General features: G+C 32.9%; 19 protein-coding genes and 3 pseudogenes. 5 read left to right on the top strand and 17 right to left on the bottom strand.

Annotated features, from left to right (window positions below; translation table 11 throughout):
* Positions 1 to 403 precede the first annotated feature (403 nt).
* The 3 genes from hblA to hblC all read right to left on the bottom strand — a co-directional run bounded on the left by hblA (position 404) and on the right by hblC (position 4195).
* The gene (gene hblA / locus JFU23_RS28010) at positions 404 to 1537 is read right to left on the bottom strand and encodes a hemolysin BL binding component B (protein ID WP_016101979.1); all 1134 of its coding nucleotides are present in this window, start codon (positions 1535 to 1537) and stop codon (positions 404 to 406) included.
* Positions 1538 to 1568: 31 nt separating this feature from the next.
* Complete coding sequence (gene hblD, locus JFU23_RS28005; RefSeq protein ID WP_201033327.1) at positions 1569 to 2813, bottom strand: hemolysin BL lytic component L1; 1245 nt, start codon at positions 2811 to 2813, stop codon at positions 1569 to 1571.
* A gap of 62 nt (positions 2814 to 2875) precedes the next feature.
* Positions 2876 to 4195: a hemolysin BL lytic component L2 gene (gene hblC, locus JFU23_RS28000; RefSeq protein WP_201033294.1), complete on the bottom strand. Its 1320-nt coding sequence runs from the start codon at positions 4193 to 4195 to the stop codon at positions 2876 to 2878.
* Between the two features lie 607 nt (positions 4196 to 4802).
* Here hblC and JFU23_RS31275 point away from each other — a divergent pair.
* Positions 4803 to 4889, top strand: a pseudogene (locus JFU23_RS31275) (undecaprenyl-diphosphatase); the annotation flags it as partial.
* A gap of 7 nt (positions 4890 to 4896) precedes the next feature.
* Here the strand turns inward: JFU23_RS31275 and bla are convergent.
* Both bla and JFU23_RS27990 read right to left on the bottom strand, forming a co-directional pair.
* Positions 4897 to 5823, bottom strand: a complete 927-nt coding sequence (bla, locus tag JFU23_RS27995) for a class A beta-lactamase Bla1 (protein WP_374101395.1) — start codon at positions 5821 to 5823, stop codon at positions 4897 to 4899.
* Positions 5824 to 6260: 437 nt separating this feature from the next.
* Complete coding sequence (locus JFU23_RS27990) at positions 6261 to 8396, bottom strand: peptidoglycan D,D-transpeptidase FtsI family protein (protein ID WP_201033293.1); 2136 nt, start codon at positions 8394 to 8396, stop codon at positions 6261 to 6263.
* A 407-nt stretch (positions 8397 to 8803) separates the two neighbouring features.
* Between JFU23_RS27990 and JFU23_RS27985 the strand changes: the two genes are divergently transcribed.
* Complete coding sequence (locus JFU23_RS27985; protein ID WP_016092577.1) at positions 8804 to 10564, top strand: peptidoglycan D,D-transpeptidase FtsI family protein; 1761 nt, start codon at positions 8804 to 8806, stop codon at positions 10562 to 10564.
* An 11-nt stretch (positions 10565 to 10575) separates the two neighbouring features.
* On the opposite strand, the gene JFU23_RS27980 is transcribed toward JFU23_RS27985, so the two are convergent.
* From JFU23_RS27980 to JFU23_RS30700, 4 genes are all read right to left on the bottom strand, one after another.
* Positions 10576 to 11403 carry an SH3 domain-containing protein gene (locus JFU23_RS27980; protein WP_201033292.1) on the bottom strand — a complete coding sequence of 276 codons (828 nt, stop codon included), beginning with the start codon at positions 11401 to 11403 and terminating at the stop codon, positions 10576 to 10578.
* Entirely contained in the window at positions 11393 to 11926 is a 534-nt protein-coding gene (locus tag JFU23_RS27975; RefSeq protein ID WP_002127457.1) for an RNA polymerase sigma factor, read from the bottom strand. The genes JFU23_RS27980 and JFU23_RS27975 overlap by 11 nt, the downstream gene beginning before the upstream one ends.
* 751 nt (positions 11927 to 12677) lie before the next feature.
* A complete protein-coding gene (locus JFU23_RS27970; RefSeq protein ID WP_201033291.1) occupies positions 12678 to 14651 on the bottom strand; it encodes a penicillin-binding transpeptidase domain-containing protein in 1974 nt (657 codons plus the stop codon).
* Between the two features lie 567 nt (positions 14652 to 15218).
* The gene (locus tag JFU23_RS30700; protein ID WP_242483542.1) at positions 15219 to 15836 is read right to left on the bottom strand and encodes a YncE family protein; all 618 of its coding nucleotides are present in this window, start codon (positions 15834 to 15836) and stop codon (positions 15219 to 15221) included.
* A 414-nt stretch (positions 15837 to 16250) separates the two neighbouring features.
* Between JFU23_RS30700 and JFU23_RS27960 the strand changes: the two genes are divergently transcribed.
* From JFU23_RS27960 to JFU23_RS27950, 3 genes are all read left to right on the top strand, one after another.
* On the top strand, positions 16251 to 16709 hold the full coding sequence (locus JFU23_RS27960) for a DUF5065 family protein (protein ID WP_201033290.1): 459 nt from the start codon (positions 16251 to 16253) through the stop codon (positions 16707 to 16709).
* Positions 16710 to 16824: 115 nt separating this feature from the next.
* On the top strand, positions 16825 to 16986 hold the full coding sequence (locus JFU23_RS27955; RefSeq protein ID WP_170972577.1) for a hypothetical protein: 162 nt from the start codon (positions 16825 to 16827) through the stop codon (positions 16984 to 16986).
* A 214-nt stretch (positions 16987 to 17200) separates the two neighbouring features.
* Positions 17201 to 17443, top strand: coding sequence for a hypothetical protein (locus JFU23_RS27950; RefSeq protein WP_085311161.1), 243 nt, complete (start codon positions 17201 to 17203; stop codon positions 17441 to 17443).
* Between the two features lie 41 nt (positions 17444 to 17484).
* On the opposite strand, the gene JFU23_RS27945 is transcribed toward JFU23_RS27950, so the two are convergent.
* From JFU23_RS27945 to JFU23_RS27915, 8 genes and pseudogenes are all read right to left on the bottom strand, one after another.
* Complete coding sequence (locus tag JFU23_RS27945) at positions 17485 to 17871, bottom strand: DUF1643 domain-containing protein (protein WP_137056804.1); 387 nt, start codon at positions 17869 to 17871, stop codon at positions 17485 to 17487.
* Positions 17831 to 17974 (bottom strand): hypothetical protein, encoded by a 144-nt coding sequence (locus tag JFU23_RS30325; RefSeq protein WP_207200023.1) that lies wholly within the window; start codon positions 17972 to 17974, stop codon positions 17831 to 17833. The genes JFU23_RS27945 and JFU23_RS30325 overlap by 41 nt, the downstream gene beginning before the upstream one ends.
* 1128 nt (positions 17975 to 19102) lie before the next feature.
* A pseudogene (locus tag JFU23_RS27940) lies at positions 19103 to 19348 on the bottom strand (helix-turn-helix domain-containing protein); the annotation flags it as partial.
* A 222-nt stretch (positions 19349 to 19570) separates the two neighbouring features.
* On the bottom strand, positions 19571 to 21532 hold the full coding sequence (locus JFU23_RS27935; protein ID WP_201033289.1) for a DUF3472 domain-containing protein: 1962 nt from the start codon (positions 21530 to 21532) through the stop codon (positions 19571 to 19573).
* 498 nt (positions 21533 to 22030) lie between these two features.
* Entirely contained in the window at positions 22031 to 22516 is a 486-nt protein-coding gene (locus JFU23_RS27930; RefSeq protein WP_201033288.1) for a DUF4879 domain-containing protein, read from the bottom strand.
* A gap of 259 nt (positions 22517 to 22775) precedes the next feature.
* Positions 22776 to 23528: pseudogene (locus JFU23_RS27925) on the bottom strand (SDR family oxidoreductase).
* Positions 23529 to 23903: 375 nt separating this feature from the next.
* Positions 23904 to 24626: a thioesterase II family protein gene (locus JFU23_RS27920; RefSeq protein ID WP_085311153.1), complete on the bottom strand. Its 723-nt coding sequence runs from the start codon at positions 24624 to 24626 to the stop codon at positions 23904 to 23906.
* The gene (locus tag JFU23_RS27915) at positions 24613 to 25317 is read right to left on the bottom strand and encodes a 4'-phosphopantetheinyl transferase family protein (protein ID WP_374101384.1); all 705 of its coding nucleotides are present in this window, start codon (positions 25315 to 25317) and stop codon (positions 24613 to 24615) included. Before JFU23_RS27915 ends, JFU23_RS27920 begins: the two co-directional genes overlap by 14 nt.
* Between the last annotated feature and the right edge of the window lie 44 nt (positions 25318 to 25361).

Below are 25361 nucleotides of genomic sequence, written 5' to 3'. Positions count from 1 at the left end.
TTTTCTCATAATAGTCTCCTTTTCTTTATTTCTAATTGTTTATAAATGTTATTTGATGACACATAAAATAACAACTTTGCGATAAACTCATCAATAACAACCTATTATGTTTTGATTTAGTATTATTAACTTCCATCTAATTGTATAAAAGTATTCAATTAGGAAAATAAGAATATAAAGCTCACTAATCATAGATTAGGTTTTACGGAAAAATTCATAAAAATCATTCACCTAAAAAATTCAAACTTGTATAACTACTTTCTACATATAGGATGGAATTATAAAAATATTTCAATAAAATAAAAGACAGAGGCCTGATTATACCTCCGTCTTTTCAATTTATAAAGAACAAAAAATCATTTTATAACTGTATAAATGCCCTTGCAACAAATACCGTATTCCGCTATTTTTTTGAAGAAACAGGATCCATTTTTAATGTTTTTATCCCTTCTTTTAATGTAAACGCATCCGCTCTCAATGTTTTCCAACTATCTTTCGCTGCATTCAAATTAGGTTTTAGGAATTTGAATTTATTTTGATCCGCTTTTTGGGATGCTTTATCAATATGACTAAGCACTCCCGAATATTGAGAATCTAAATCATGCCATTGTGCAGACATATAGGTAAGTGCATTAATAGCCGATCCAATCGCATTGTGCATTTCATTAATATTATTATACGCAACACCAACTACACGATTTAATGTTACTTTATAATCTATAGTCTGACGTAATTGTGCTAACAACGGCTCTAACGTACCTAAATTATTTCTTGCTACCCCTATCATTACACCACCAGCAATCCACGTAGGAATTGAGGGAATTGATACAGTTATTATTCCATCTGATTCTACTTGTTTAAAATGTCTTACTTGCTCTAAAACTTCATTTAGGCGCTTTTCATCTTCATCAATTCCAGATGCTTGGTTTTTCAGAATCGAATGTAAAATATCTTTATGACCTCCAAATGCCCGGACATCTTCTCCAATACTATCTCTTAACTTAGCTAGTTCTTGTATTAAATTCTGTGTATATGCTTGATTTTGTTTAATCTCACCTTGTAAATCTGTAATGCCTTCTTTTAATGTGTCTGCATCCCCTTCATTAATCGCTTCTACTAATGTGTCATAATAATTGTCGAATTTAGTATCATACTCTACAATCCCCGTCAGTGTATCTAAAAGTTGTTTTTTTATGTGTGAATCCCATTTCGTAGCATGCTCTCTTGCATTCTTTTGATCTTGTAGAATTTGACTAGGTAGATTTGTATATCCTTTAATGTCAATTCCTTCAAAGTTAACATCTGGGTTTTTAATTAACAAATAAGAGTAATCATTCATGGATTTTGCAAATACCCCAGCATCTTGCAAAGCTTTTTTCATCTTTTCGCTGTTTACAGAAAGAGATATATCTTCGGTACTAGTTTGTTCCATTTTACTTTCACTTGCGAAGGCTGCCACTGGAGAAACTACAGTAGTTGTTGTCAGAGTTAAAAACGTCGATACAGCAAGTAGTTTATAAGGAAAGTTTTTATTCATTTTAATTCCTCCTATACATATATATTGATTTTTAATTTGTTTTTTCTTGTTTAAAAGCAATGTCTTTTGAAATGAATTCTGCATCCTTATGAATATCATTCCAACTTTGTTTTGCAGCCTTTAAATCATCAGGTATTAAAGAAAGTTTATGTTCTTGCATTTGGTCGATATTATCATATAGATCTTTATAATTCGCTCCCATCGTATTCCATTGTTGCTGAATATTCGTTAGAGACATGATTGCTTGATCCACTGTCTGATACAAATATGTCAACGTGTCTTTTGTATTAGTAAGTGAAATAACTGCTTGGTTAGCAAGATCGGCTTTCATACTTAATTCTCCGATTTTATTAGAAATTTCGTTATAGGAGTTCATATGATTAGATGCCGCAACACCAGCTGCTGTTCCTAAACCGATACCAGCTGCCCCTAGAGCTGTTAGACCACCAACAACAGCTGGTGTCGCTGTGCCACCGGTCACAACAATTACTACCGCTCCTGCAATCGTTCCAATAACTAAAATAGCTGCTCCTAATCCACCACCAATTGACCAAGCTAATACATTATCAAAATGTGCTTTCTGCGTAGAACGTAAATTCTCAATTTCGGCCTGAAGTTGTGGGACTAGTGCTTGTTTTCCCGCTAATATAGCCGTTAATCCTCCTTGTCCATCTGGACCTCCAACATTATTCTTAAAATCTACAGTATTTGTATACAACCTTGTTTTGAAAGCTTCTAACATCTTAATAACTTCCGTAACTTCATTTGAATTTGTATGAATTGTACCGATTAAATCCCCTATTCCTTCTTTGAGGCCCGCCTTATCTTTCTTTTTTACAGTATCTACTAGTGTGTCGTAATAATTTTGAAATTGTTCATCATAATTTACAATATTACGTGCTGTCTTTTGAATGTTTGGCTTCGCTGTATCTAGCCAGTAATTTGCATTGATTCGTGACAGTTCCTGATTCAGGTGAATGTTTTTGATTAATTCTCCCCCTCCTGAACCTAAATCAATGTTGGATAAATTTACATTCGGTTGCTTAATCATTGTTTTTGCGTACAAATCCATTACAAGAATATGAGAGCCTGTTTCAGCCAACACTTTCTTTAACCCTTCAGGTCCTAACGCATAATTTTCTATTTTCTGTTCTTGTGCTGTCTGTTCTTGTGCTGTCTGTTCTTGTGCAAGTGCGTGAATAGTACTACCATTCGTAGCAGTTATAACCGTTGCTAAAGTGGCCAAAGTTATGACCTTAAATGGAAATTTCATTATTTGATTCTCCTCCTTATTTTCAATTGAGTTATTATCTTTTTATTAAACCTAAATTCTTAATATTAAAATTTATAAACTTGTTCTTCGAGTTGATTTGTTACATTTTTTAGTCGTCTTAATGTATCTTTTTGAGACTGAGTGTTACTAGTATCAACTTCAGTCAATAATTTTGTAATACTATTATTTATTAGATTCAAATCCTCTTTATAACGTTTCATTAGCTCAATTTCTCCATCTACTTGATTAGCAAATGTATGCAAATCATTTTGCATGAAAAGAATCATTGATTTTTGTAAATCTGCTACTGTTAATTTAGTTGTTAAGTCATATAATGTCTGATTTTGTTTCTCTAAATCATTTAAATATGCTCTTTGCTCTGCTGTTAATTTATTAATTTCGGCAAAGGTACTATATGTTTTTTTAATTTTTTCAGGATCAATTACTTTCATAAGATCATACTCTTTCGTTTTCGTAACTGCAGCTGCAGCAATTTCACCTTTTTTACTTTTCTCTATCGTTTCACGTGCTTCTTTTTTGGCAACTTCAATTTCTATAGCTGATTTTCCCTTTTCTGTTGCTTCTTGCTCTGCTTTCTTCTCTGCTTCTACAATAGCATTGTTTATTTCTTTTCCTTTGTTATACGCTACTACCGCTGTTTGAGCAGCCGGTTCAATGATATCTTTTGATAGGCTATAAATTTCTTGGAATACCTTTAGCCCTTGTTCATTTAAAGCTCCTGGTAATAATGCTATTTGCTCTAAATCATTTTGAATTGATTTTTTTGTATTTAGCATTTCATTTTTTAACTTGTCTATTTTTCCTGTTCCCTCTGAACTAAGTACACTCTGTGCTTTTACCACATCTGTATCAAGATTTTTCAGTTTCTTATCTACCTGTAGTTTAAGATCTGTTAACTCATTAATCTGACGTTGCACGTTTTCTTTGTTTGTTATAGTCATATCTTGAAGAACTTCCAGTCTATCTATAAACCCTTCTTTATCTTCCTTATTATCTACAAATCCTTTTAATGTTGGATAATAGCTATTAAATTTGGTTGCAAATCCTTTACTTTTTGAATTTAGTAGAATTAATTTTGGATATAGTTCTGATGACCACTCTTTCATATCTTGTTTAATTAGAAATTGAGTTGTATTTAAAGATGGAACTTCTTCAAGTTGCATATTCGGACTTGCTAAGGCTCCATCTATAAAGGTTTGTGTTAATTTGGAGTGTGCACCTATTTTTCGTAATGCTGAGGAAATATCTATATTATCTTGTTTCGTTTCTGCCTGAACGATTGGCATTGCGAGAGTATTGATAGGAATAGTCGCTCCAGTAACGATTGATGTTATTAAAAATCCTGTCATAATTTTATTCTTCATTCCGTACACCTCTTCACTATTGTTTTTTACAGTTTTAATCGTAAATTTTGTACAACCTAACGTTAGGATTTCATCACACACACTTGAGGATAGAAATTTTTTCGATAGAGTAATCGTATCTCGTTTTTTATTTATTTTTGATAGAATATAAGGACCTTACTTCCCCCTCATTTTAAACACTATGTTTTTCATAAGTAAACCTGAAAATCACATTGATTAAATTTAATTTTTCAGATATTTATTATTCGAATTTAAAAATATTATATTTAAAAAAGTTAAATACAAATTTCATTTCATAAAGTGAAATAATTATACTATGATAATTAAACATAAAAATTCTTTGATTCCCTTAAATCTATATGAATCCCTTACTTAAAAATGATTTCAATATAATTTAATAGTGATTAACACATATGTGTCTTTTATATGGATATGTAAAATTACATATCCATATAGGAGTATCTAGCTTAACTACTCCAAAATATTATTATCGTATACATAATAATCATATTGCTACGAACACCACAGGAGAAAATTTCCCTCATGCACTTTAGGGGATAAATTGTCCATGAAATAATAATTTTCGCTTATATACTTACTACTCATTATAGGAATACAAAAAAGCGATTCTTTTCACAGTAAAAAGAATCGCTTTCTAGGTTCCTATTTTCAATTACATTACATAAAGAATTGAGAAATTATCATTTAAGAGCCTTAACTATCACTTCAGTTGCCTCTGCGATTAGTTGATTATCATAGGCAGCCTCTTTTTCATCTTTACTAGATAAAATTGCGATGATAATGGGTGCTCTATTTGGCGGCCAAACGATAGCAATATCATTGCGTGTCCCATAACTTCCAGCTCCTGATTTATCTCCAACTATCCAGTCAGTTGGTACGCCTGCACGAATAAGTTTGTCTCCTGTAGCATTTCCTTTCATCCACTCTGTAAGAATGTTACGTTTATCAGCTGGAAGTGCATTTCCGACCGTAAAAGCCTTAAGATTGGTAGCAATGGCTTTCGCTGTACTAGTGTCACGAATGTCTCCTGGAGTAGCTTCGTTTAACTCTGGCTCAAAGCGATCAGCCATAGTAACCCGATCACCCATCTGTCTAAGCGCTTTTTCATATCCTTTAGGTCCGCCTATTTTATTAAATAGAATGTTCCCTGCAGTATTATCACTGGAACGAACAGCGGCCTCAGCAATTTGTCCTAATGTCATTCCGGTATCTACATGTTTCTCTGTAACGGGTGAATATTCCACCAAGTCGTCTTTCGTATAAGTGATAACTTCATTTAATTTATCAATTGAGTTTTGCTGTAGCAATACCCCTGCCGCTAATGCCTTGTAGGTTGATGCAAAGGCAAATCTTTCGTTAGGTCGATAAGCAATTGTTCGATTTGTACCAGTATCAATAGCATACACACCTAATCGAGCATCAAATTTTTTCTCAAGTTGAGAGAATTCTTTATACGTCGCATGATTTTTATGGTTAACTGGTCCGGTCTTTTCTTTCGCTTCAACTTGCAATGCCCCTCCTGTAAAAGCTTCTAGGCTTGTAAGACTTAAACCTAATATACCAATGCATATTCCTATTTTTAACATCCTCTTGTTTTTCAAAATCATCATTCCTTTCAAATTTTCAATACTGAAACCAAGTAGTAAATTCAATACACTGTATCCTAGTTGAAAACCTGTTTTTATACGTACACATAATAGACCATCTAAAAAACAAGTTTGTTCCATAAAGTGAAACTTTAATCAGTGGGGGTTTTGTTCATCCCCCACTGATTATTAGCCCTCACCAATCGGGCTTTTACGGGCAGCCCGACTCCCGCCTAACTTCTTTGCTCCAGCTGAATTTTGAGGTGGGAGTTTTACTCCCCGGCAAATAGCGGGATAAATTTAAAACCTTTTTAACTAGTAGCCAAGATATTAACAAAAGTAAGAGATAGCAACTATGATAGCCGCTATCTCTTATTTCAAATCTTCCTTTTTCTTTAACTTATAAAGGCTTTTATATAAACAGGGTCTCTTCCCCTGAGAAAAGTGCACAAATTTTACTAATTTTGATTCGAACTATCTGTACTAGCAGCTTCACCATGTATACGTTGCTTTTTTAAATCAAAGTATACATCTAAAATTTCCTTTCCAATTATAGAATTAATTCCATTTTTATCATCATGAAGCCATGGGACTACTACAGAAAATGCTACTTCTGGATTATCATATGGAGCATATCCAACTAATGTTAAGTTGTAACATTCCATACGTTCTCCTTTTGCATTTCTACCAATTGGATCATCTCCACCATATACAGTTTGAGCTGTCCCTGTCTTTCCTGCTGGTTTATATGGCGCATTTTTGAAATACTTCACGCCAGTTCCATCACCTTCTTGGAATACCCATCTAAAGCCTTCTTTTATCCGATCAATATGTTCTTTCTTCATATCAACTCGATTTAATACGACAGGCTCTATAGAGCGTATAACTTTACCGACCTCTTCTTCTTTTATTGATTGCTCTCGTATTTCTTGTACAATTTGGGGTTGCATTCTATATCCACCATTTGCAATAGTTGAAATATATTGTGCCAATTGCAATGGCGTATACGTATCATACTGACCGATAGAAAAATCTAGTAAAAACCCAGGTTGACTATCTACTTTTCTCGTTTGCCCAATTATTTCATTCGGTAAATCAATACCTGTTGGTACCCCTAAACCAAATTGTTTAAAATAATAACGCATTTTATCAAATGCTTCTTGTTTAATATCCAATGAACCATTCGGTACGTAATTAACTCCCGCAATTTTTAAAGCTGTCTGGAACATGTATACATTCGAAGATACTTGTAAAGCTCGTAAATCATTAACATTACCAAATCCGGATACATTCCATGATTTCTTGGCTTGTGTACCTTTAAATTTCATCGGTGCATCATAAAATTGATCTCCTGGCTGTATTGCCCCTGTCTCATATCCAGTTAATAACGTTGCGCCTTTTACAGCTGATCCTAGCTCATACGAAGTTGTCATGTTACCTAATGCCAAATCCTCAATCTCTATTTTCCCTTCTTTTTCTACAATCTTTTTGCCTGCCATAGATAAAATCTGTCCGTTATTCGGATTTGTCATGACGACAAACGCTCGGTCCAACAATGGCTCTGAACTCTTAAAAGCTCTCAAATTTTTCTCTATACTTTCTTCCACTTTCTTTTGTAATTCCATATCAATCGTTAATGTTAAGCTACTACCACTTTTTCCTTTAGAGATTATTTCTGTGTTTATAATGTTTCCTGATTTATCAGTAATGTTTTTCACTTCTTCTTTTGTGCCGTGTAATACATCTTCATATCGTTGTTCAATATAACTTTTTCCTACACGATCATTACGGTTATATCCACGTACCAAATAAGAATCTAAGTTTTCTTTCGGTAATCCTTCTTCACTACTTGTAATATTACCTAACACGGAACGAAATAAATTACCATTTACATAATTACGTTCCCAATCAACTGTTGTATCTACTCCTGGAAACTCCGCAAGGTTTTCACTTATCCGCGCATATTCTTGATCTGTCACATCTTTTTTTATAATTTGTGGTGTCAGTTGATAACCTGAACTCATTTTACTTTTAATAGCTAACACCTTTAAATCTTGTGCTGTTAATTCTGCCAATTCTACTTCTGTAACGCGACTTCGTCTTAAGTCTTGAATTTTTTTGTCTAGTTCTTTTCCCTCTATTCCCTTTTCTTTAAACTTTCCTATGTCGTTTTTAGTAATCTTTGATTCCGCACGTTTCGTATTCAATTGCATCCAGAAATCTTTTTTATCGATATCGGTTAATTTATTTATATCTTGCTCAGGCATTTCAAGTACCTTCGCCAAGTCTTTTGCTGTTTTTAAAACATCTTCACTCGTAATCCCCTTCACCCTTGTATACGTAATTGCGCGAAGAGATTTATTATTAACGACCGTTTTCCCTTCTCGATCTAGAATCTGTCCACGTGGAACTGGTATACTAGTTGTTTCATTTTGACTGTTTTCCACTTGGTTCTTATAAGCCTCTCCCTCAACGATTTGTACTTTTCCTAGCTGCATAATAATAGCTGAGAATAGTACAAATATGCAAAGGAACATTATATTCAATCGAATAGATATATATGTCTTCTGTTTCTTTACTTTTTGTTCTTTCATAAATCCTCCATATAATTCTTCAGGAAATCCTCACTAATACTTAGTAAATAAATATACTAAAAGCGTTCCCTATATATTAGAAACCACTATTCAGTTATAATAGTGTCTTATCTTTTTTGTTAAATCCTTGTAAGCATCCATTCCTTTTGGTTTAGCCGCGTAATTGATAAATCTCCCTTCCTGTTTTTTCTCTATTTTTTTGTCGCCTGCATTAGAAATGCTAAACTGTATAATGACTCATATTAAACTTACACATAGACTTGCTATTAACATGTACTTTTTTCATACTGATTGTTCCTTTCTTCATGCTGTAATACTTAATAGACAATCTAAATCATAAAGTTGTTCCACATTTACAAAAAAATAATTAACTATAAGATGGAATAGGCTACATAAGGGAGGGTTATATGTTACATACGAAAAGATGGAGATTTTTTGCGGTTCTTTCTATTGTAGGTTTGATTTTACTAATTTTAGTAAAAATCAACTTCATTTCAATTACTATCGCAACTTCTTCAGCTGAAAGAGGAAAAATTTTTGATCAAAATGGTGTAATACTAGCTACAAATAAGAAAGTTAAGTCTCTATATTGCACTTCTAATGATGAAAAGCTATCGAATCGAGATACATCAAACACATTAGCTTTTTTCAATCAATTTTCAAACGAGTTTCAACATGACATTTCTGCAGAGGACATAAAATCACAATTACAACAATCTTGTAAAAAGCAGACTATGAATGATATAGCGTTATACTCTGACATAAATGAGCGTGAACTTACATTCATAAACAAGAACAAACCCAATAATGTAATAATTAAAGATGAATTGATTCGATATTATCCTAAACACGAAATTGCTTCACAATTAATTGGGTATGTAGAAAATGACCTTAATTCTAAAAATGTACCTGTTGGTAAAAGTGGGATTGAGTTTCAATATGAAAATGATTTAAAAGGAAAACCCGGAAAAACTCTGATTTTTAAAATGAATAATAAAAAGTTCTTATGGAACATTCAAAAAGTACAAAAAGGAAAAGATGTCCGGCTAGCTTTAGACTCTAAATTGCAGCAAAAAACAGAGGAAGCACTAAGATCTCAAATTAAGAAAGTACCTGATGCTAATGCTGGTTATGCAGTAGTAACCGATGTAAAAACTGGCGCAATATTAACTATGGCCAATTCGGCAGTTTTTGATCCAAATATATTAAATACACATGTATCATCTAAAAAAGAAAACATTAAATCCCTTTCGCAAAATAAAGCAATTCAAAAATTAAAGTATGGTGAATCTTATGTAAATATGGCCTCTACTATAAAGCCACTTACTATTTTAATCGGATTAAACGAAAAGCTTTTTCAACCTGAGGATACATATTTGGATAATGGTAGTTTTCAGTATGATAATCAAAATAACATCACTAATGCTCCTGGAACACCAACAGGTGAAATTACACCGAGTCAAGCTATCATTAATTCATCAAATACATTTATGACGGCAAAAGTAGCTCTCCCCTTATTCAACCGAAATAATGGGAATATAGAAAAAGTAGCAAATATATGGACAGATTATTTAAAGCAATTTGGCCTCCGCTCTAAAACTGGTATTGATTTACCCTTTGAAGAAGACGGAGAATATGAATTTCATCCATCTAATAAGTTTGAAAATGGAATCTCTGCTTTATTAAATGCATCTTGGGGAGGAAATGAAGTACACACCCCTCTACAACTTGCTCAATATGCAGCAACTTTGGCAAGTAAAGGTGATAAATATAAACCTCAAATCGTAAGTGCTATTATTGGTCAAGACGATAAGGAAACAAAAAAGTTTAAACCACTCTTAGAAAGTTCAAATCGTTATCCTATGAAATTTTGGAGTGTCGTGCAAGGTGGGATGAGTCAAAATATAGAGGAGATTAAAAACTTGCCCTTTCATGTCGCGGGTAAAACAGGGATAACTGGCTCTCCGAACGAGCAAGAAAGAATGATAAATCATTCTCTTTTCATTGCATATGCTCCTACCGAAGATCCAAAAATTGCTATTTCTGTCGTTATTCCTGGTAGTAATTCAGAAAAAAATATTGCTGCTCTCGTTACATCAGAAATTTTAGAGTGCTGGAATTCACTTCAAAAAGAGGATAAAGATAAAGAGGAAGGTTCATTAAAGTGAACCTTCCTCTTTTACCATATAGAATCTATATTCGTTATTTCCCATATACCTTCATCATTCTTTTCAAATATGAAAGAATATTTAATATCAGTTAAAACATACTCTTTTTGTACATATCCAGTATAACCGTTTATTGTCGATATTTTTATATATCCATCATTCTGCGCTTTTTCTGGAATCAAAGCTTTTACCATTTCATTAGATACTTCATATAAAACTTGTGATTCTCGTTTTGGTTCAGCTAAAATTTTCGTTTTATTTCCAGTAACAGTTGCATATATAAAATGCGATTGCTTTGGTTGGTTACTTTCTGTCAATCCACTTGGTACTTTGTATGCTTTCTTTGTATCATTTGCAAATTCTCCCCCCATTGTAAGAGCGACTTGCAACTCATGAAAAATATCCTCATCAAACTTCAATTCATCCTTCTGATAACTTTTCCCTTTAAATAGAACTTCATCATTTAACGCTCTATACAGGTCATTTTCATTTTTTAAATTTGTACTTCGATATAAATCATTCATAAATTGTTTTAATGATGGATCTTGAGCAGACTCATCTTTTGTTTTCGGCTTAATTTGAGTACTACTTTGTACCGGTGATTTATTATCATCAAGCCAAGGTTGTTGAACAATAAAAAATAACATTGTACAGACCAAAACAACTACAATAGGCAATGCTTTTTTACGAAATGGTCTCTTGTATGTTACAGAATCTACTTCACTATTTTGGTATATCGATTGCTTTATTTTATAAATAAATGCTTCTTCATCTTTACGACGCTCCATTGGTCCATTTTTTAATTTGCTATACCAGTCAGGATTTTTTTTACTGTTCATCACTTCTACCCTCCCCTATTAATTTTGAAACTTTACTTCTTGCTCTGCTTAACCTAGATTTGACTGTTCCAATGGATACACCTAATGTTTCAGCCATTTCTTCATAAGATAATTCATATTTCGCGTCCAATATTAGTATTTCGCGGTGTTTTTTAGGTAGTTTTAATACAACATCCCACACATCATTCATTTCCTCTTGATTAAAAAATTCTTGTTCTGCCGATGGAGATTGCTTATCATCACTAAAAAATCCCACTAAAGATATCCTTTTAAAATAAGAGGATTTCAAATAGTTTATTGCCGTATTTCTTGTAATTTTTAATATCCACGTTTTAATAGATGACTCCTTTCGAAACGAATTCCAATGTTTAAAAACCTTAATAAATACATCTTGTGTGATGTCATCTGATAAGTGTGGATCTTTCGTAATAATAAATGAATAATTCCATACATCTTGCCAATAGTCTTTTATAACATAGTCAAGCTCATCATGATTACATTTTTCAATAAACTTCTGTTCCATTTCCACACCTCAAACTTATTTGAATAAACATAAAGCTGCCCTCACTTTTAATATGGTTTCAATATATAGACATGATACAAGTTTCATTTGTTCCATTGTTTATCTTTTTTTTGATAGAAGAATCCTCCTGTATAATGTAAAGGTGTGCAATACATTTCATTAGATAATCACCTATACAGTCTTTTTTATGACAGGCTCAAAAAAACAAGTAATGCATACAATGTTAAAAATTTACTCATAAAAATCTGATTATGATTTCTTAAATTTCACGCAACACTCGATTTGTATCACCTATTTTTTCTAAGAGCATACTTATTTGTGTGCTCTATTTATTTTTTACTAAATAACTGTTTTGTTAAAGTTTAAAATCACCCTCATTTGTCTATTTCAATTTGCTCTTCTGTTATATTTAATATGAGCAACACCAAGATTTCAGATATGAAAATAAAAATGAACAAATTTTTTATCACCAGCTGTATTAGTACCTGTCCCAATCGGAATTGCACTTCCGACTGAACCCTCTGGTTTCAAATCAGTATTTAGGACAAACTACCAATCAGCCCGTACTTGCAAATAATGAAAATGATGCGATATCAACTTTCTAGAGCCACAATAACATAGAAAAAGCATTCTCAATTAGGGAGAATGCTTTTTCTGAAACTTAATTGTTCTTTGTTTTGCCCAATTCATACCATTGAGTTAAGCATACCTATAATAAATTTAGTAAAAAATTTCACCTTATAATTTAGTGTTATTTCTGAAAAACATGTTTTATTTTTTCACCTGGAACGTTGCTCCCGCCTCTTCCTTTTACATCTTCAATCATCATGGTAACAATCATGTTTGGCGCGCTTGCATCGAAAGCTGCAAACCATCCAAGTTCTTTACCCTCTGCTTCTTTCGATTCTTTCAGTTCTGCTGTACCTGTCTTACCAGCGAGAGTTACACCATCAACTTTAGCAATTCTCCCCGCGCCATCAGGGTCATTAATGACTTTTATTAATGCACTTTTTAATATCTCTTGATTCTTTTTAGAAACCACATTTTCTTTCCAATTCCCCGCGACTTTGGCTTCTTTTAAAAGATGAGGCGATGGAATATTCCCTTCATTCACAATCGGTGCATATGTTAATGCTAAATGAAGTGGTGTCATTAATACTTGTCCTTGTCCATATCCCGTATCTGCTAGTTGAATATCGTTTTTTATCCCATCTTTTGCAATTGTTGAAATAGGAAATTCGTATTCCATTGGTAGTTTTTCATGAAATCCGTATTTCTTAAATTCATTTACATACTGATCTTTCCCCATTTTCAAAGCTTGTTGAGCAAAATAAATATTATCAGAGTACTTCATTGCCTTATCAAAATCAATTGGACTAGCTTCCTTCACACGTGTTACATAATAATTTCCCCACGATGAATCTTTTGTCCATTTTAATCCTTGAATTTTAAATTCTTCTTTAGGATTTATTGTTTTCGTTTCCAAACCAATTGCACCTGTAATCGTTTTAAATACAGAACCTGGTACAAATGCTTGTGTGAAACGATTCGTCATTGGCAGTTTCGAGTCGTTATTCCATGCTTCCCGTTGAGCTTTTGATGCTCCTCTAACTATCGTATTTGGATTATAAGCAGGGCTACTTACAAGTGCAATTGTTTCACCCGTTTTAGGATTGATCGCTGCACTAGATCCTGCTTCATTTTTCATCTCATTAAAGATTTTTTCTTGAATTGCAGCATCAATTGTTAACGTAACATTTTTCCCTTCTTTTGCTTCTTGTTTTGTTACGTTTTTAATCTCTTTCCCGTTCTCATCTTCCATAAATACGCGTCCACCCTTTTCACCACGCAATTTATTCTCTAATACTTTCTCTAAACCTGTCTTACCCACTAAATCATCTGCTTGATAACCTTTTTTTTGAAGCGATTTTAACTCCTCTGCATTCACCTTTCCTATATATCCTGTTAAGTGTGCCGCTGCTTCTCCTAATGGATACGTACGAATATTTACTGGGCGAGATGAAACTCCTTCTAATTCAATATAATCATTCTGTCTGGTTCCCTCTTTTAAAATACCAATTGGTACAAAGGAATCTGGTTTTATCCATTTTGCTGCGAGCTTCTGATCGACCTCTTCTATAGACATATCAAGTAATTGTGCTACTATTTCTTTCGTTTGCGCTGCCGTTTCACCTAGTTTCTCTGGAATAATTCCAACCTCAGTCGCTTTTCCATTCGTTGCAAGCCCTTTTCCATTTCGATCATATATTTCCCCGCGTTTTCCTTGCTCTGTTTGCATACGTACTTTGTAATCTTTTTTCATACCTGGGAAAATGAAGTCTGGTGTCCAATCTATTTTCCAAGATTCCTTATCTTTATCTTTCACGAGTTTTGCTTCATGGATGAATGAAACTGTTCCTCCATCCGTATCCATATTAACTTCAAAAAGAAAAAGTTCTTTATCTTTAGTATTCTCTCCTTTCGTTTTAATTTTTAAATTCTTAACTCCAATACCCTCATAAATTTTTTGATATTTCTCTGTGAACTCCTTTTTAGAAATCGTTTTTTTTGCATGTTCTGATAAATGATCATACATATTTGCAAATTTTTTATCATTCCATAAATTAATATATTCTTCAAATGCCTGTTTTGGCGGTTCGTTTTTATTACATCCTACTAACATAACTGCAAAACAAATGAAAAACAGCATCCATAATTTTTTCAATTCAATCTTCTCCCTTAGTTAAAAATGATTATTCCTTTCTTAATTTATTAAATAAAAAATGTTTTAACTCTTAATAGACAGTGTAAGTAATGAAATTGTTCCACATTTACAAAAAAATTAATTTACGCTTAAGTTGCATTGGAAGAGGAAAGTTTGTAAGCTTCTTGCAAACATAAGAAGCGAATATATTTAGCGAACGTTATCATTAAGTATTGTTTGAAAAATTCATTTAAAATACCTTTTAGTTCTTTTTCGCCGATCTTATCTGTTTTCTTTATAGATTTTTGATATAAAAAATAGAATCCTTATAATAAGGATTCTACATCAATAAATAACAAAAACTACTTAGAGTATAATTGTCATTTTCATCACTTCGAGCCGTTAATAGTTAGATTTGTTTTTCTTAAGTTGATGGACATATATGGTGACCCTTATATAAAAATGAATAACACGCGTTCCTAGCCAGCAAAAACATAGACCTAATTGGAATTCATCAGAAATTAATAGATACATAAAAAACGCCATCCTTTCTGTAAATTTCTACAAAAAGAATAGCGTTTTTTTATTTTATCTTTCTATATACGCTATACCGTGAGCTCCTTGATTTACAGAAGGATCTACATTTCGATCTCCTGGATCAACTTCAATGGTATGAACATTCTTGTAATTAACTAAATCTAATACACTTATTGTCCCTGATCTAAGGTTAGAAACATATCCAACCGTTCCGTCTGTAGAAGAACGCATTGTAATTGGGAGTAAATCTACTTCTATTGTACCTAACACATTTAACGATTCTCCATCAAGAACAGAAACATACCCTGGTGCTGGAGAAAACATACTTCTTGTTCTCTCTCCATCCTTTTTCTGAAAACGCATATGTCCTACCAATACTTTCCCATCATTCGTTACATGAACCGGGGTAATTAAATCTGAAAATGATTTTGTCTTTATTATTTTATCGGTTTCTGTATTAATGATGCTAAGTATAGGTTGCTCCTCTTTGTAGTCTCCAAGTAAACATGGTGAAGGGATGTAAACTCGATTACCTTTAGGAGAAATAGCTAGTTCTTCACTACCATAGGGCATAGATACTTTTCCAATTAACTCCTTAGCATGTGTATCTAAAACCGATATAAAGGGTGCCTCTTTATTAGAATAATATCCTTTTGTACCCTCTACCAATGTGGACCTGTTGCTTCTGTAGAGATTCTATCTAGCACTTTTCTCGTGTTAGGATTAATAATTAAAATTCCTCCTTCACCAGATTCAACACTTACATACAATAAGTCTTTTTTTCATTATAAACTAAACCATGTGGTGCAGATTCCGGCGAGATATCAATGATATCAATTACTTTAAATTGATCAATATCGATAACTGCAATTTCTTTATCGCCTCTGTTCTTTCTTCTGTATGATAGAAAAAACGGAGAAAGGTAGAATTCTATCTACCCCCATAATTTGTTCGAAAATTCTAATTTGATTAAATTAAAAGAAAATGATATATTGATTTTAGAATAATAAACCAATTAATGGATGACAACCTAATACCTGTAAGTGTACTATGACAATGTCAGATAAACGGGAGGAATTTAATATGAAAAAATTATGTTCATTTGCTTTAATTGGCGCCTTAACCTTTTCAGGTCTTATCGTTTTAGACAGTACGCTACCTGATAAAGCGCGCGCTGAAGTAAATACGATTAAGCAAGCTTCAGCTGTTGTGGATGATTGGCCATGGCAAACGTATTTCTTATTACATCACAATGCGGACTATCTACAAGAGTTAGCCCCTGATACGTTAAAACAAGGTGGTACGTTTGATACGACGGTGTATATAGGCGGAAAAGATGTGGGTGTTGTAAAGATTTATCGATTGAACGGAGATGGTGAATTGCAGCGCTACAGAACCATTTCTGCAGGTGAGGCTGGGCACCACTACTATTCTAGGTTCACAACACCAATTACAACGGTTTACACACCAGGTACATATGTGGCAGTACTAAAGGCAGACAATTCATATTATTATGGCGGCTCCTTCCAAATTACAAAGTAAAACATATAGGTATATTTGTCTGAAACGCACTGGGTTACGGTGCGTTTTTGTTATCTGACGAATCAAATGAATACATGGGGAGTCAAATCCTATTATAGAAACGGAGTTGAATGTGATGAAAGTTGTAACAGTTAATGAGGATGCCACAATCCATGTTGGTATTTTAAAAGGGATGACAGGATGTGTCATTGGTTATGATGCGGATACTGGGATGGCCGAAATCGAATTGGATCCATTTACAACTGTTATGATTCGGTCTGAGTTTCTATTACAATAAGATTTGCATGAAAGTATATACTAATTTTATGTTTGATTTCTATAGAGACTCAATATATTCTATAGTTAAAATTGCTTTACATCTTTAGGGATAATCAGAAGAGAACCTGCAAACCTGCTGGTTCTCTGTTTAAATATAACACCAGAAAAGCAGAGGTGAATTAAATGCAAAGTTTAAAATCTTTAAAATAGTACATGGAGTTAGTTCATTTTTATTGTTTAGGGGAGCTCCTGTTACTATCCTTGGGACTTCGAATCGTGTCACAGATACAATAAAGCTCTATTCTATTCGAGTTACCAATCCGAGAAACGGAAAAGAATTCGATTTAGAAGACATTGTAATGGAATCGTATTTAGATTCTGAAAGCAAAAAAGAACAGAAACAGAGAAAACATGATGAATTTCAAAAAACTCTAGATTATATAGAAAAACGCAGAATTGAATTAAACCTTGGTTAAATGTATATCCCCACTCCGTTGTTTAGGTGCGGGGGATTTTTTCATGCTTCTTTATGATAGTCTTCTACGAGTTTATTGATACAAGATAAGCAAGCAGGGGATCCTGTAATGGGATGCTCTTCATGACAGATTGAACACCACATCCATGCGTCCCCTCCTGTTTCACCATTACAGTTTGTTGTGCGCCCTTCTTTACTTGTTCGTTCTTGGTTGCTTGCAGTTCGAATGAAACGGTGTACAATTCGCTCTGGTTTTATGTAATCTATTGGCTGGGAATCATTACTTAAATATAAAGGATGTCTCGGAAACCCATCCCTTGTTTTCCCTAGGCAGTGTAAATGGTAACCTTTAAATAACTCATGAATATCTTTGTGCCGATTGTGATATCTACAATTTCCACCCCATGCAGCAATCAACATATTTTCCATTAAAGTTTTTTCTTTCTAATATTTCATCTAACTTCGTACGATTAATTACTTCCTGTAGTAGTCTTTCTACTGTATCTATTTTTATCTCATTTGGTTTTCTCAATATTTTTTGCTTCTATTTTTTGATTGTTATGATTGGTACTTGCTCGGTGTCGGAAATTTCACTGTAACCATAATAAAGTAGAAAAAACAATAAAATAATTGTCCAAATAAATATAAAAACTTTATAACTATACTTCATATGAAAAACCTCATTTTCCCTATATAAGTGAATGTACATACACCCTATAAATCCAATTACATAAATTATTGGATATTTTAGTAGTAGAGAATCATTAAGTATTAGAAATTGTTATTCATAAACATATCCAAGAAATCTTCAAAAAAATATCATCTAGGCATTTTAACATTTCATAAAAATGCACAGATAATATTTTTACGTTTAGCTAAGTAGTGCTTATTATGTATGTAATAAATCCTTATCTCTATTTCACCTTAATGTTTATATGTACAAGAGTCTGTGTAGCAACTAGGCTGTACTTTAAATATGCACTAAATTGTGTGTGGGAAAGGAAGCACATTTTATTTAAAGTTGTTACTTTAAACCCCTTAATTAGTTGGTAGTCTTCTTCATTCAGACAGAAAGGAAATTTAAAGTGTGCACGTATTTTCAACTCAGACTCTTTACTACACACACTCCTATACACATAAAACACCTATAGCTTTCGTAACATTGTGGAAATAACAAGAAACACTATCGAAATAATTATAATATTTTGTAACAACCTTGTAATGTAAATGTAACATAATGTATTTAATCGTACAATACTTTTTTAGCTAATTATTAACAAAGTTCTGTTAATATCGTTCGAATTTAATAATGTTCCCATAGAGTATTACATAGTGTTTGTGAAATGATTTTTCAAAATATAACGAAATATACCATGACGGAGGAATATTAATTCAATATTCTTCATTTTTATCGAAAAATGCATATTAATTACGCACCTTAAATTTACCTAAAACAAAAATATTGGTTTAAGGAAACTTTTTTGTCATAACTATACATTTTTTGTATAAAAATTAGTTTTAAAAATATTTGCATACTTATTGATAAAGTTACATGTACAGCTGCAGATCATTTTCGGTATCTGGATTCTATCAGAAGTCAATCCGAAAGTAATCCTAACTTATTTGGGTAAGTTTAACGAAAAGTTAGCAATGTAGTTCTTTGAACTCCCCCCACTGTCACTTCTTTTAGCCAAACAAACTCTTTCTTCATTGTAGAAATGTTTGATAGAGCATGTACCATATGTCAAACATTTACCTTTACCTTTCTCTTTGTATGCGTTATCCCATAGGGATAGGATAGGAAATGATTGAATACAAAACGATAACAGCCAATCGTTTCATTGATTAGGGGGACTTGTGCTTGATTTGGATAGATACGAAACTTATAGGTTTTATTAATCATCATTCATTTCACCTCCATTTCGGCATGTTCTCATCATACAACAAACATACATTCGATAAGTAGTGGAGTAACAGTTTATGTATGTTGAACAATTAAGATAGCTTTCCGCCATCCCTTATTCGAAGCCAATTTATCTCCACCTACTCACTTCGCATTCCTTGAAGAAGGAATCTTCTTGACTAAAATGATAAAAAAGTTGGGGATTCCCCCAACTTTTTAGTACGTCTATTGTCTTATTAATCCTGTAGATGTAACCCGATATGTTCTTTTCTTTCCTATATATTCCTGTTTTCCATTCTCAAGGTTAGTTAAAGTCGCTCGTGTTTTTTCCTTTGCTGCTTCCCCTTCTATATGAGTAAATTCTATATAATCTCCCTCTTTTATAGGTACTATTTGGGTTTCAGCATTTTGTTGTCTATTTCCCATGATTTCCTTATTGTACATAACGCTACCAGATGAGTTCTGGACTTTAATACTTGCATATGTGCTATTGAAGTAGGAATGCGGTACGCCAGCTTCTAATTTGATTTTCAGCTCTTCTGCTGTTTTATTATAATCTACTTTTGCAATTTCTCGATTACTATATCCTTTTAATGACCATGCAAATTGTTTTCCATCTAGAATTGTTGTCTCTGGCATTTTTTCTACTTTCTTTAATCCCTCTTTTGTAACCTGATACCTTGCTGACTTTCCAATAGTCTCATTTTTGTTATTTTCAAGATTCGTTAATGTTGCGCGTGTCTTTTCCTTTACTGCGTCTCCTTCTATATGAGTGAATTCTAAATAATCTCCTACTTTTACAGGTACTGTTTGGGTTTCAGCATTTTGTTGTCTATTTCCCATGATTTCCTTATTGTACATAACGCTACCAGATGAGTTCTGGACTTTAATACTTGCATATGTGCTATTGAAATAAGAATGCGGTACACCAGCTTCTAATTTGATTTTCAGCTCTTCTGCCGCTTTATTATAATCCACTTTTGCAATTTCTCGATCACTATATCCTTTTAGGGACCATGCAAATTGATTCCCTGCTAAAATATCAGAATTGCCATTTGTAATTTCTACTTTTTTCTCTGCAGTTCGATCAAATATGTCTGTTAATGTAATTTTAGCAAAAGCCGTTTGAGGCAATTGCATAGTTTGACTTACCTCAGTTTGGTAGGACTTAATATTATCGATTACTTTCAAAGGTTGTCCCATTAACTTTTCATTGTCATAGATTTCAATTTCCCCTTTAAACTGTGGAGTACTTTGTTCTTTCAATTCCCATGAAACATTTAATTTTCCAGCTTCAAAGCGAATATTTTGAATATCAAAATCTAAATTTCCCATTTCTGGTTGACTAGGCTGATTTATATTAAATGTTTTTCCAGTACCAATAGTTGATTGAGTATGTCCTCCTGCCCTAACCCATAGATATTCTGAAGTTGCTCCTCCATCGTATTGATAGGACGTATCCTGTTGCCCAGAGATACGCTGGTTATTCCAAGAATTCCATTGTTTATCTGAAACGTTTCTGCTGTATCCATTTTTAAGACGTGCTTCTCTTACATCTTGTCCATTACCAGCCCAGTCCTCTTGAAACATCGATAGACCATAGTTAAATGGAACATTCGCAACTGGATGATCCATAATAGCAACTAACTTCCATTGATTTAATTTATTATCTTTTATCCACTGGCCAAACTTTGTATGACCATCTTCTTGCCAAGAACGTAGTGTCATTCGATACCATTCACTATCTTTCCAATTATAAGTTGTTTGTACCTTCAAACCTGTTCCTTCTCCACCAAATCTACTGGCTTCTGAAGTCGGCGATAAATATTCAGCTTTAATTGCTTGGTTTGATGCTATTGGATCCCAAAGTGCAAAGTGAAGGGTACGTTTACCGGTTTGATCAAAACCGCTTTGTTGTTGGAAGCCAGCATAACCGCCACCCTCTCCTCCCTGATTCCAGTTATGTACAGCCCAATATGTATAAGGTGCCGTTTGGATTGGTGACCAGTCTATGCTAATAATATCTGAAGCAGCAGTATTTTGTGGTGTTACATAAACTGATGGAGCATGCGATCGGATTGCTGCCTCTGTACTAGAAATTGGTGCTCCATACATTGACATCATGGTACAAGCCGCAGAAATCATAACAATCTTTTTGATTCTTCCATTTGTTTTTACTTTAAACATAACTTCCTATCTCCTTTTAAATTATTTTAGTTACATTGAATAATAACTCTATATATCCCTTTAAACAAATTACGTAATAAAGTAACATTAGCTTTAAAGCCTAGATATATTTAATGTTTTTTTCACTGCTATTACTAATCAAATTATAGTATTTTGTATTAAAATCGTATGATTTAGGACTAAATATAAAGTGAAAATTCTATAAAATTTCATAAATATGTAGTTTTAGATATTTATGATGAAAGACCCACTAAATAACTTAGTTGATTTTATGAAAGATTTCCTTCCTTTATTGATCACACTAGTAAACTCAGAATTGTTTACTAGAAAAATGTTATGTAAACTTTTGATTTGCCAATTAGACAAAATAGTTTATCAATTTGCTGATATCTTATCATTAGCTAGAAAGAGCCCACTTAAAAACGTAGACTCCTTTAGGTATCTAAACATTACATATATTGCAAACATAAAAAAATAAAATCGAATTCTTCTGTTAGTTTATTTAATATTTAATGACGTAGATAATGTATTCCAAGGTGCATTTGTAGATGTATTCTGATATTTAAATTGACCATTTTGCTGTCCCGAAGCATCCCATTTATATTCCCATCCATCAACTGTTCTATCACCATTTATATCAATCATCTTAGAATCTACTTTTTTTAGTTTTTGACCACTCATTTGTGCAATTGGATTTCTACCATATCCCATTTCATTTGTATAAATGTATAAATAGCTCCCTCCGTGATCTTTAACTGTACTTAAATTATTAGGACCAATAAATTCAACCCCGCCTAATTGAGATTCAACTTTTACCACATTTAATGATGTTAATGGTGGTGCAGGTGCTGCAGAAACATCAGTCGCTAAGCCAACTGTTGCTCCCACTACTAATGATGAAACTCCTAAAATCATTCTTTTTAGCATACTCTCATCCCCTTTCGCTTTAATACAAATTGATTCTATCATACTAATTTCATACATTCCCTTCCCTTTAAGAGAGTTAACAAAAAGTACCTATTTACATATGAAATTGTCCATATTCATTGCTTTTTACCATTTATACTTAACATAAATCATACTAAAGCATAATTAGTTCTCTACCCTGATTGACTTACCACATTTGGACCCATCTCAAGGTGGCTATTCTAAGAGCTAAAAAATGGTACATAGTTCACTGGTTTAACAAATAAATAATAGAATTGCAAAGCCACCTTAATTTAAGTTGGCTTTTCCTCTAGCATTATAAGCAAGATCCACCACTTGCATCAATTAACTCACCAGTTATCCAACGACTGTCTGATGATGAAAGAAAACCTACAATATCAGCTATATCATTAGGTTCTCCCCACCTATTAAAGGTCGATAAACCTGCAGCATATATTTGTCCATCTCGGTTGCCCAATGTCTCAGCGTTCATTTCTGTATTAATTATGCCTGGGAGAATTGCATTTACTGTAATACCACGAGCACCAAGTTGTTGTGCTAAAGTATGAGTGAGTGTATTTATTGCCCCCTTAGGCAAAAACACTTGGGGAGGCTACCCGTGTGACAAAAGACGAAATATTGATAATCCGTCCTCCATCTTTTAAACGTGGCAAAGCCTTTTGAATAATGAAAAATGGAGCTTTCACATTAATATTCATAACCTCATCAAAAGACTCCTCTGTAGATTCCTCTAACATTAAAATCTGCCCAATTCCAGCGTTGTTTACAAGGATATCAAATGTAGTATCACCTATATATTTTTGAAGAGATTGATCCATATTGAATACAATTTATTAATGCCGTTAAAGGTACTTAAGTCTGCACTAATCGCAAATGCGGAACCGCCATCTTGTTTAATTTTATCCACTACACTTTCTGCTTCTTCTTTTCTTTTACTATAGTGAACAACGACTAACGCACCAGCCTGCGCCAAATATAAGGCAATGCTTCGTCCTATTCCTCTACTAGCCCCTGTTACTAATACAATTTTCCCCTTCAATTTATTCATCTCATCATCCCCTTGTTTAAAAAATTCTACTTAGTTATATCACAAGATACCCTTTGAAATGTTGCTCACTAATTTGATATCCATAAAACCAAAAGGCCGACTCTCATAATTATAAGAGTCGGCCTTTTCACTTCACATATTCATTAGCTTTATATACGTTATGTACTTTGTACTAAGTATAATAAAGAATCTAGATAGTATTATAGGTAAAGCCAGCTTAAACTAAAGTTAATTCATATACATTTTGCTTAGAGTTTCTGCCTTTAAACAGTTCGTTTAGGCTTCTATGCCTATATTCAATAATATTTCAGCAATGCCTGTATTTTTCATCTTTAATATTTTTGTTTCTTAGGCATGAGTATAGTTAGAAAAACCCTAAAAACTATTTGATAATCTTTTAGAATCTAACTTTCTTATAATACTATTTGCTATTTCTTCAATATTTTCATTTAGAAAGAAATGATTACCTTCAAAAGAATGAAAAGTACACATTTTACTTGTGTATTGCTTCCATTTTATTATTTGATCATATGTAGTAAATTCATCATTTTCCGCATTAAATATAAGAAAATCAATATCACATGGTTGTGTATTATTGTCATGAATATATGTCTCGACAATTTTAAAATCTGCTCTTAGAATAGGGAGAAAAATCTCCATTAATTCTTCTGATTGAAGTACCCCAGATGGTGTACCTCCCATTGCAATAACTTCTTTTTTGAATTGTTCGTTAGAAAGATTATGTCGGATATTTTTTATTTTACTATTTGGATGGTTTCTACCGGACAAAACAAGAAATTCAGGTAATACATTATTAGAATCCTGTATTTTTCTGGCTACTTCATAAGCGATCAAACTTCCCATGCTATGCCCGAATAGAATATAGGGCGAAGCGTCTATTTGCTTAACTATACTGGTGTAGGCATCATTTACGGCCTCTTCCATACTTTGGTACAACCTTTCTTCAATTCTATACCCTCTACCAGCTAACTCTATTGGGACTACTTCAATATATGGATTAAAGTGATTTTTCCATTTTGCGTAACTAAACGCAGATCCCCCAGCATGTGGAAAGCAAAAAAGTTTAGTCTTCTGCATTGATTTTCTCCTTACTTTCAAATTTGTATATATTTTGGAAAATTGTATAAATGTCTTTAATTATTATCTCCTGCGGAAATTCATCCCTTGTTGCACAAGCAGATATCTTATAATTTGGATCAATGTTATATTGTTTAAAGTAAAAGTTTTTAGGTATATTCTTGTATGAAATTAAAGTTCGTGACTCTTTTTTTATAGAGAATGAATTTAACGGGGTATAAAGCCCTTTTCCAATCGTTTTTATATAACTTTCTTTTAATGTCCATAAATCATAAAAATAATTAATTTGTTCATCAGAATTCATATTAGATATATCATAAAATTCTTCCGCTGAAAAAAATTCTTTTGCTACTTTAAAAGCCTCTATTTCTGAAACTTTTTCTATATCAATACCCACATTAAAATTAGCAGTAGTACAAACCACCCATTCTCCTGAATGTGACACATTAAAGTGAAAGTCAGAAAATTTTTCAACAAAAGGTTTTCCATACTCATTATATCTAAATCTAATTTCTTCATTATTAATTTTATACTTTTGGCAGATTAGAGATCGGATTAGTAAATCTCCTATCAGAGTTCTATTCATGTCGCATGAATTTAATAAACGCTTCATTCGTTCTTTCTTCTCATTTGAAACTAAGTTACTAAGTTGCTTAAACAAATGACTTTCAATATTCTTTGGTATTTTCACAGCTTGAATTTGTATGATAAATCACTTCCTTTTTTAAAGGATTG

The organism is Bacillus sp. TH50 (genome assembly GCF_016650565.1).
Classification (GTDB): domain Bacteria; phylum Bacillota; class Bacilli; order Bacillales; family Bacillaceae_G; genus Bacillus_A; species Bacillus_A mycoides.
This window is presented reverse-complemented; position numbering and strand designations above follow the sequence as displayed.

Bases quoted from the DNA above. Each gene is read 5' to 3' on its own strand.
- JFU23_RS27920 (WP_085311153.1), bottom strand. From the start codon at position 24,626: ATGCAGAAGACTAAACTTTTTTGCTTTCCACATGCTGGGGGATCTGCG.
- JFU23_RS27980 (WP_201033292.1), bottom strand. From the start codon at position 11,403: ATGAACAGTAAAAAAAATCCTGACTGGTATAGCAAATTAAAAAATGGA.
- JFU23_RS27945 (WP_137056804.1), bottom strand. From the start codon at position 17,871: ATGGAAAATATGTTGATTGCTGCATGGGGTGGAAATTGTAGATATCAC.
- JFU23_RS27935 (WP_201033289.1), bottom strand. From the start codon at position 21,532: ATGTTTAAAGTAAAAACAAATGGAAGAATCAAAAAGATTGTTATGATT.
- JFU23_RS27955 (WP_170972577.1), top strand. From the start codon at position 16,825: ATGAAAGTTGTAACAGTTAATGAGGATGCCACAATCCATGTTGGTATT.
- JFU23_RS27960 (WP_201033290.1), top strand. From the start codon at position 16,251: ATGAAAAAATTATGTTCATTTGCTTTAATTGGCGCCTTAACCTTTTCA.
- JFU23_RS27930 (WP_201033288.1), bottom strand. From the start codon at position 22,516: ATGTATGAAATTAGTATGATAGAATCAATTTGTATTAAAGCGAAAGGG.
- JFU23_RS27985 (WP_016092577.1), top strand. From the start codon at position 8,804: ATGTTACATACGAAAAGATGGAGATTTTTTGCGGTTCTTTCTATTGTA.
- hblA (WP_016101979.1), bottom strand. From the start codon at position 1,537: ATGAATAAAAACTTTCCTTATAAACTACTTGCTGTATCGACGTTTTTA.
- JFU23_RS27975 (WP_002127457.1), bottom strand. From the start codon at position 11,926: ATGGAACAGAAGTTTATTGAAAAATGTAATCATGATGAGCTTGACTAT.
- JFU23_RS27990 (WP_201033293.1), bottom strand. From the start codon at position 8,396: ATGAAAGAACAAAAAGTAAAGAAACAGAAGACATATATATCTATTCGA.
- bla (WP_374101395.1), bottom strand. From the start codon at position 5,823: ATGATTTTGAAAAACAAGAGGATGTTAAAAATAGGAATATGCATTGGT.
- hblC (WP_201033294.1), bottom strand. From the start codon at position 4,195: ATGAAGAATAAAATTATGACAGGATTTTTAATAACATCAATCGTTACT.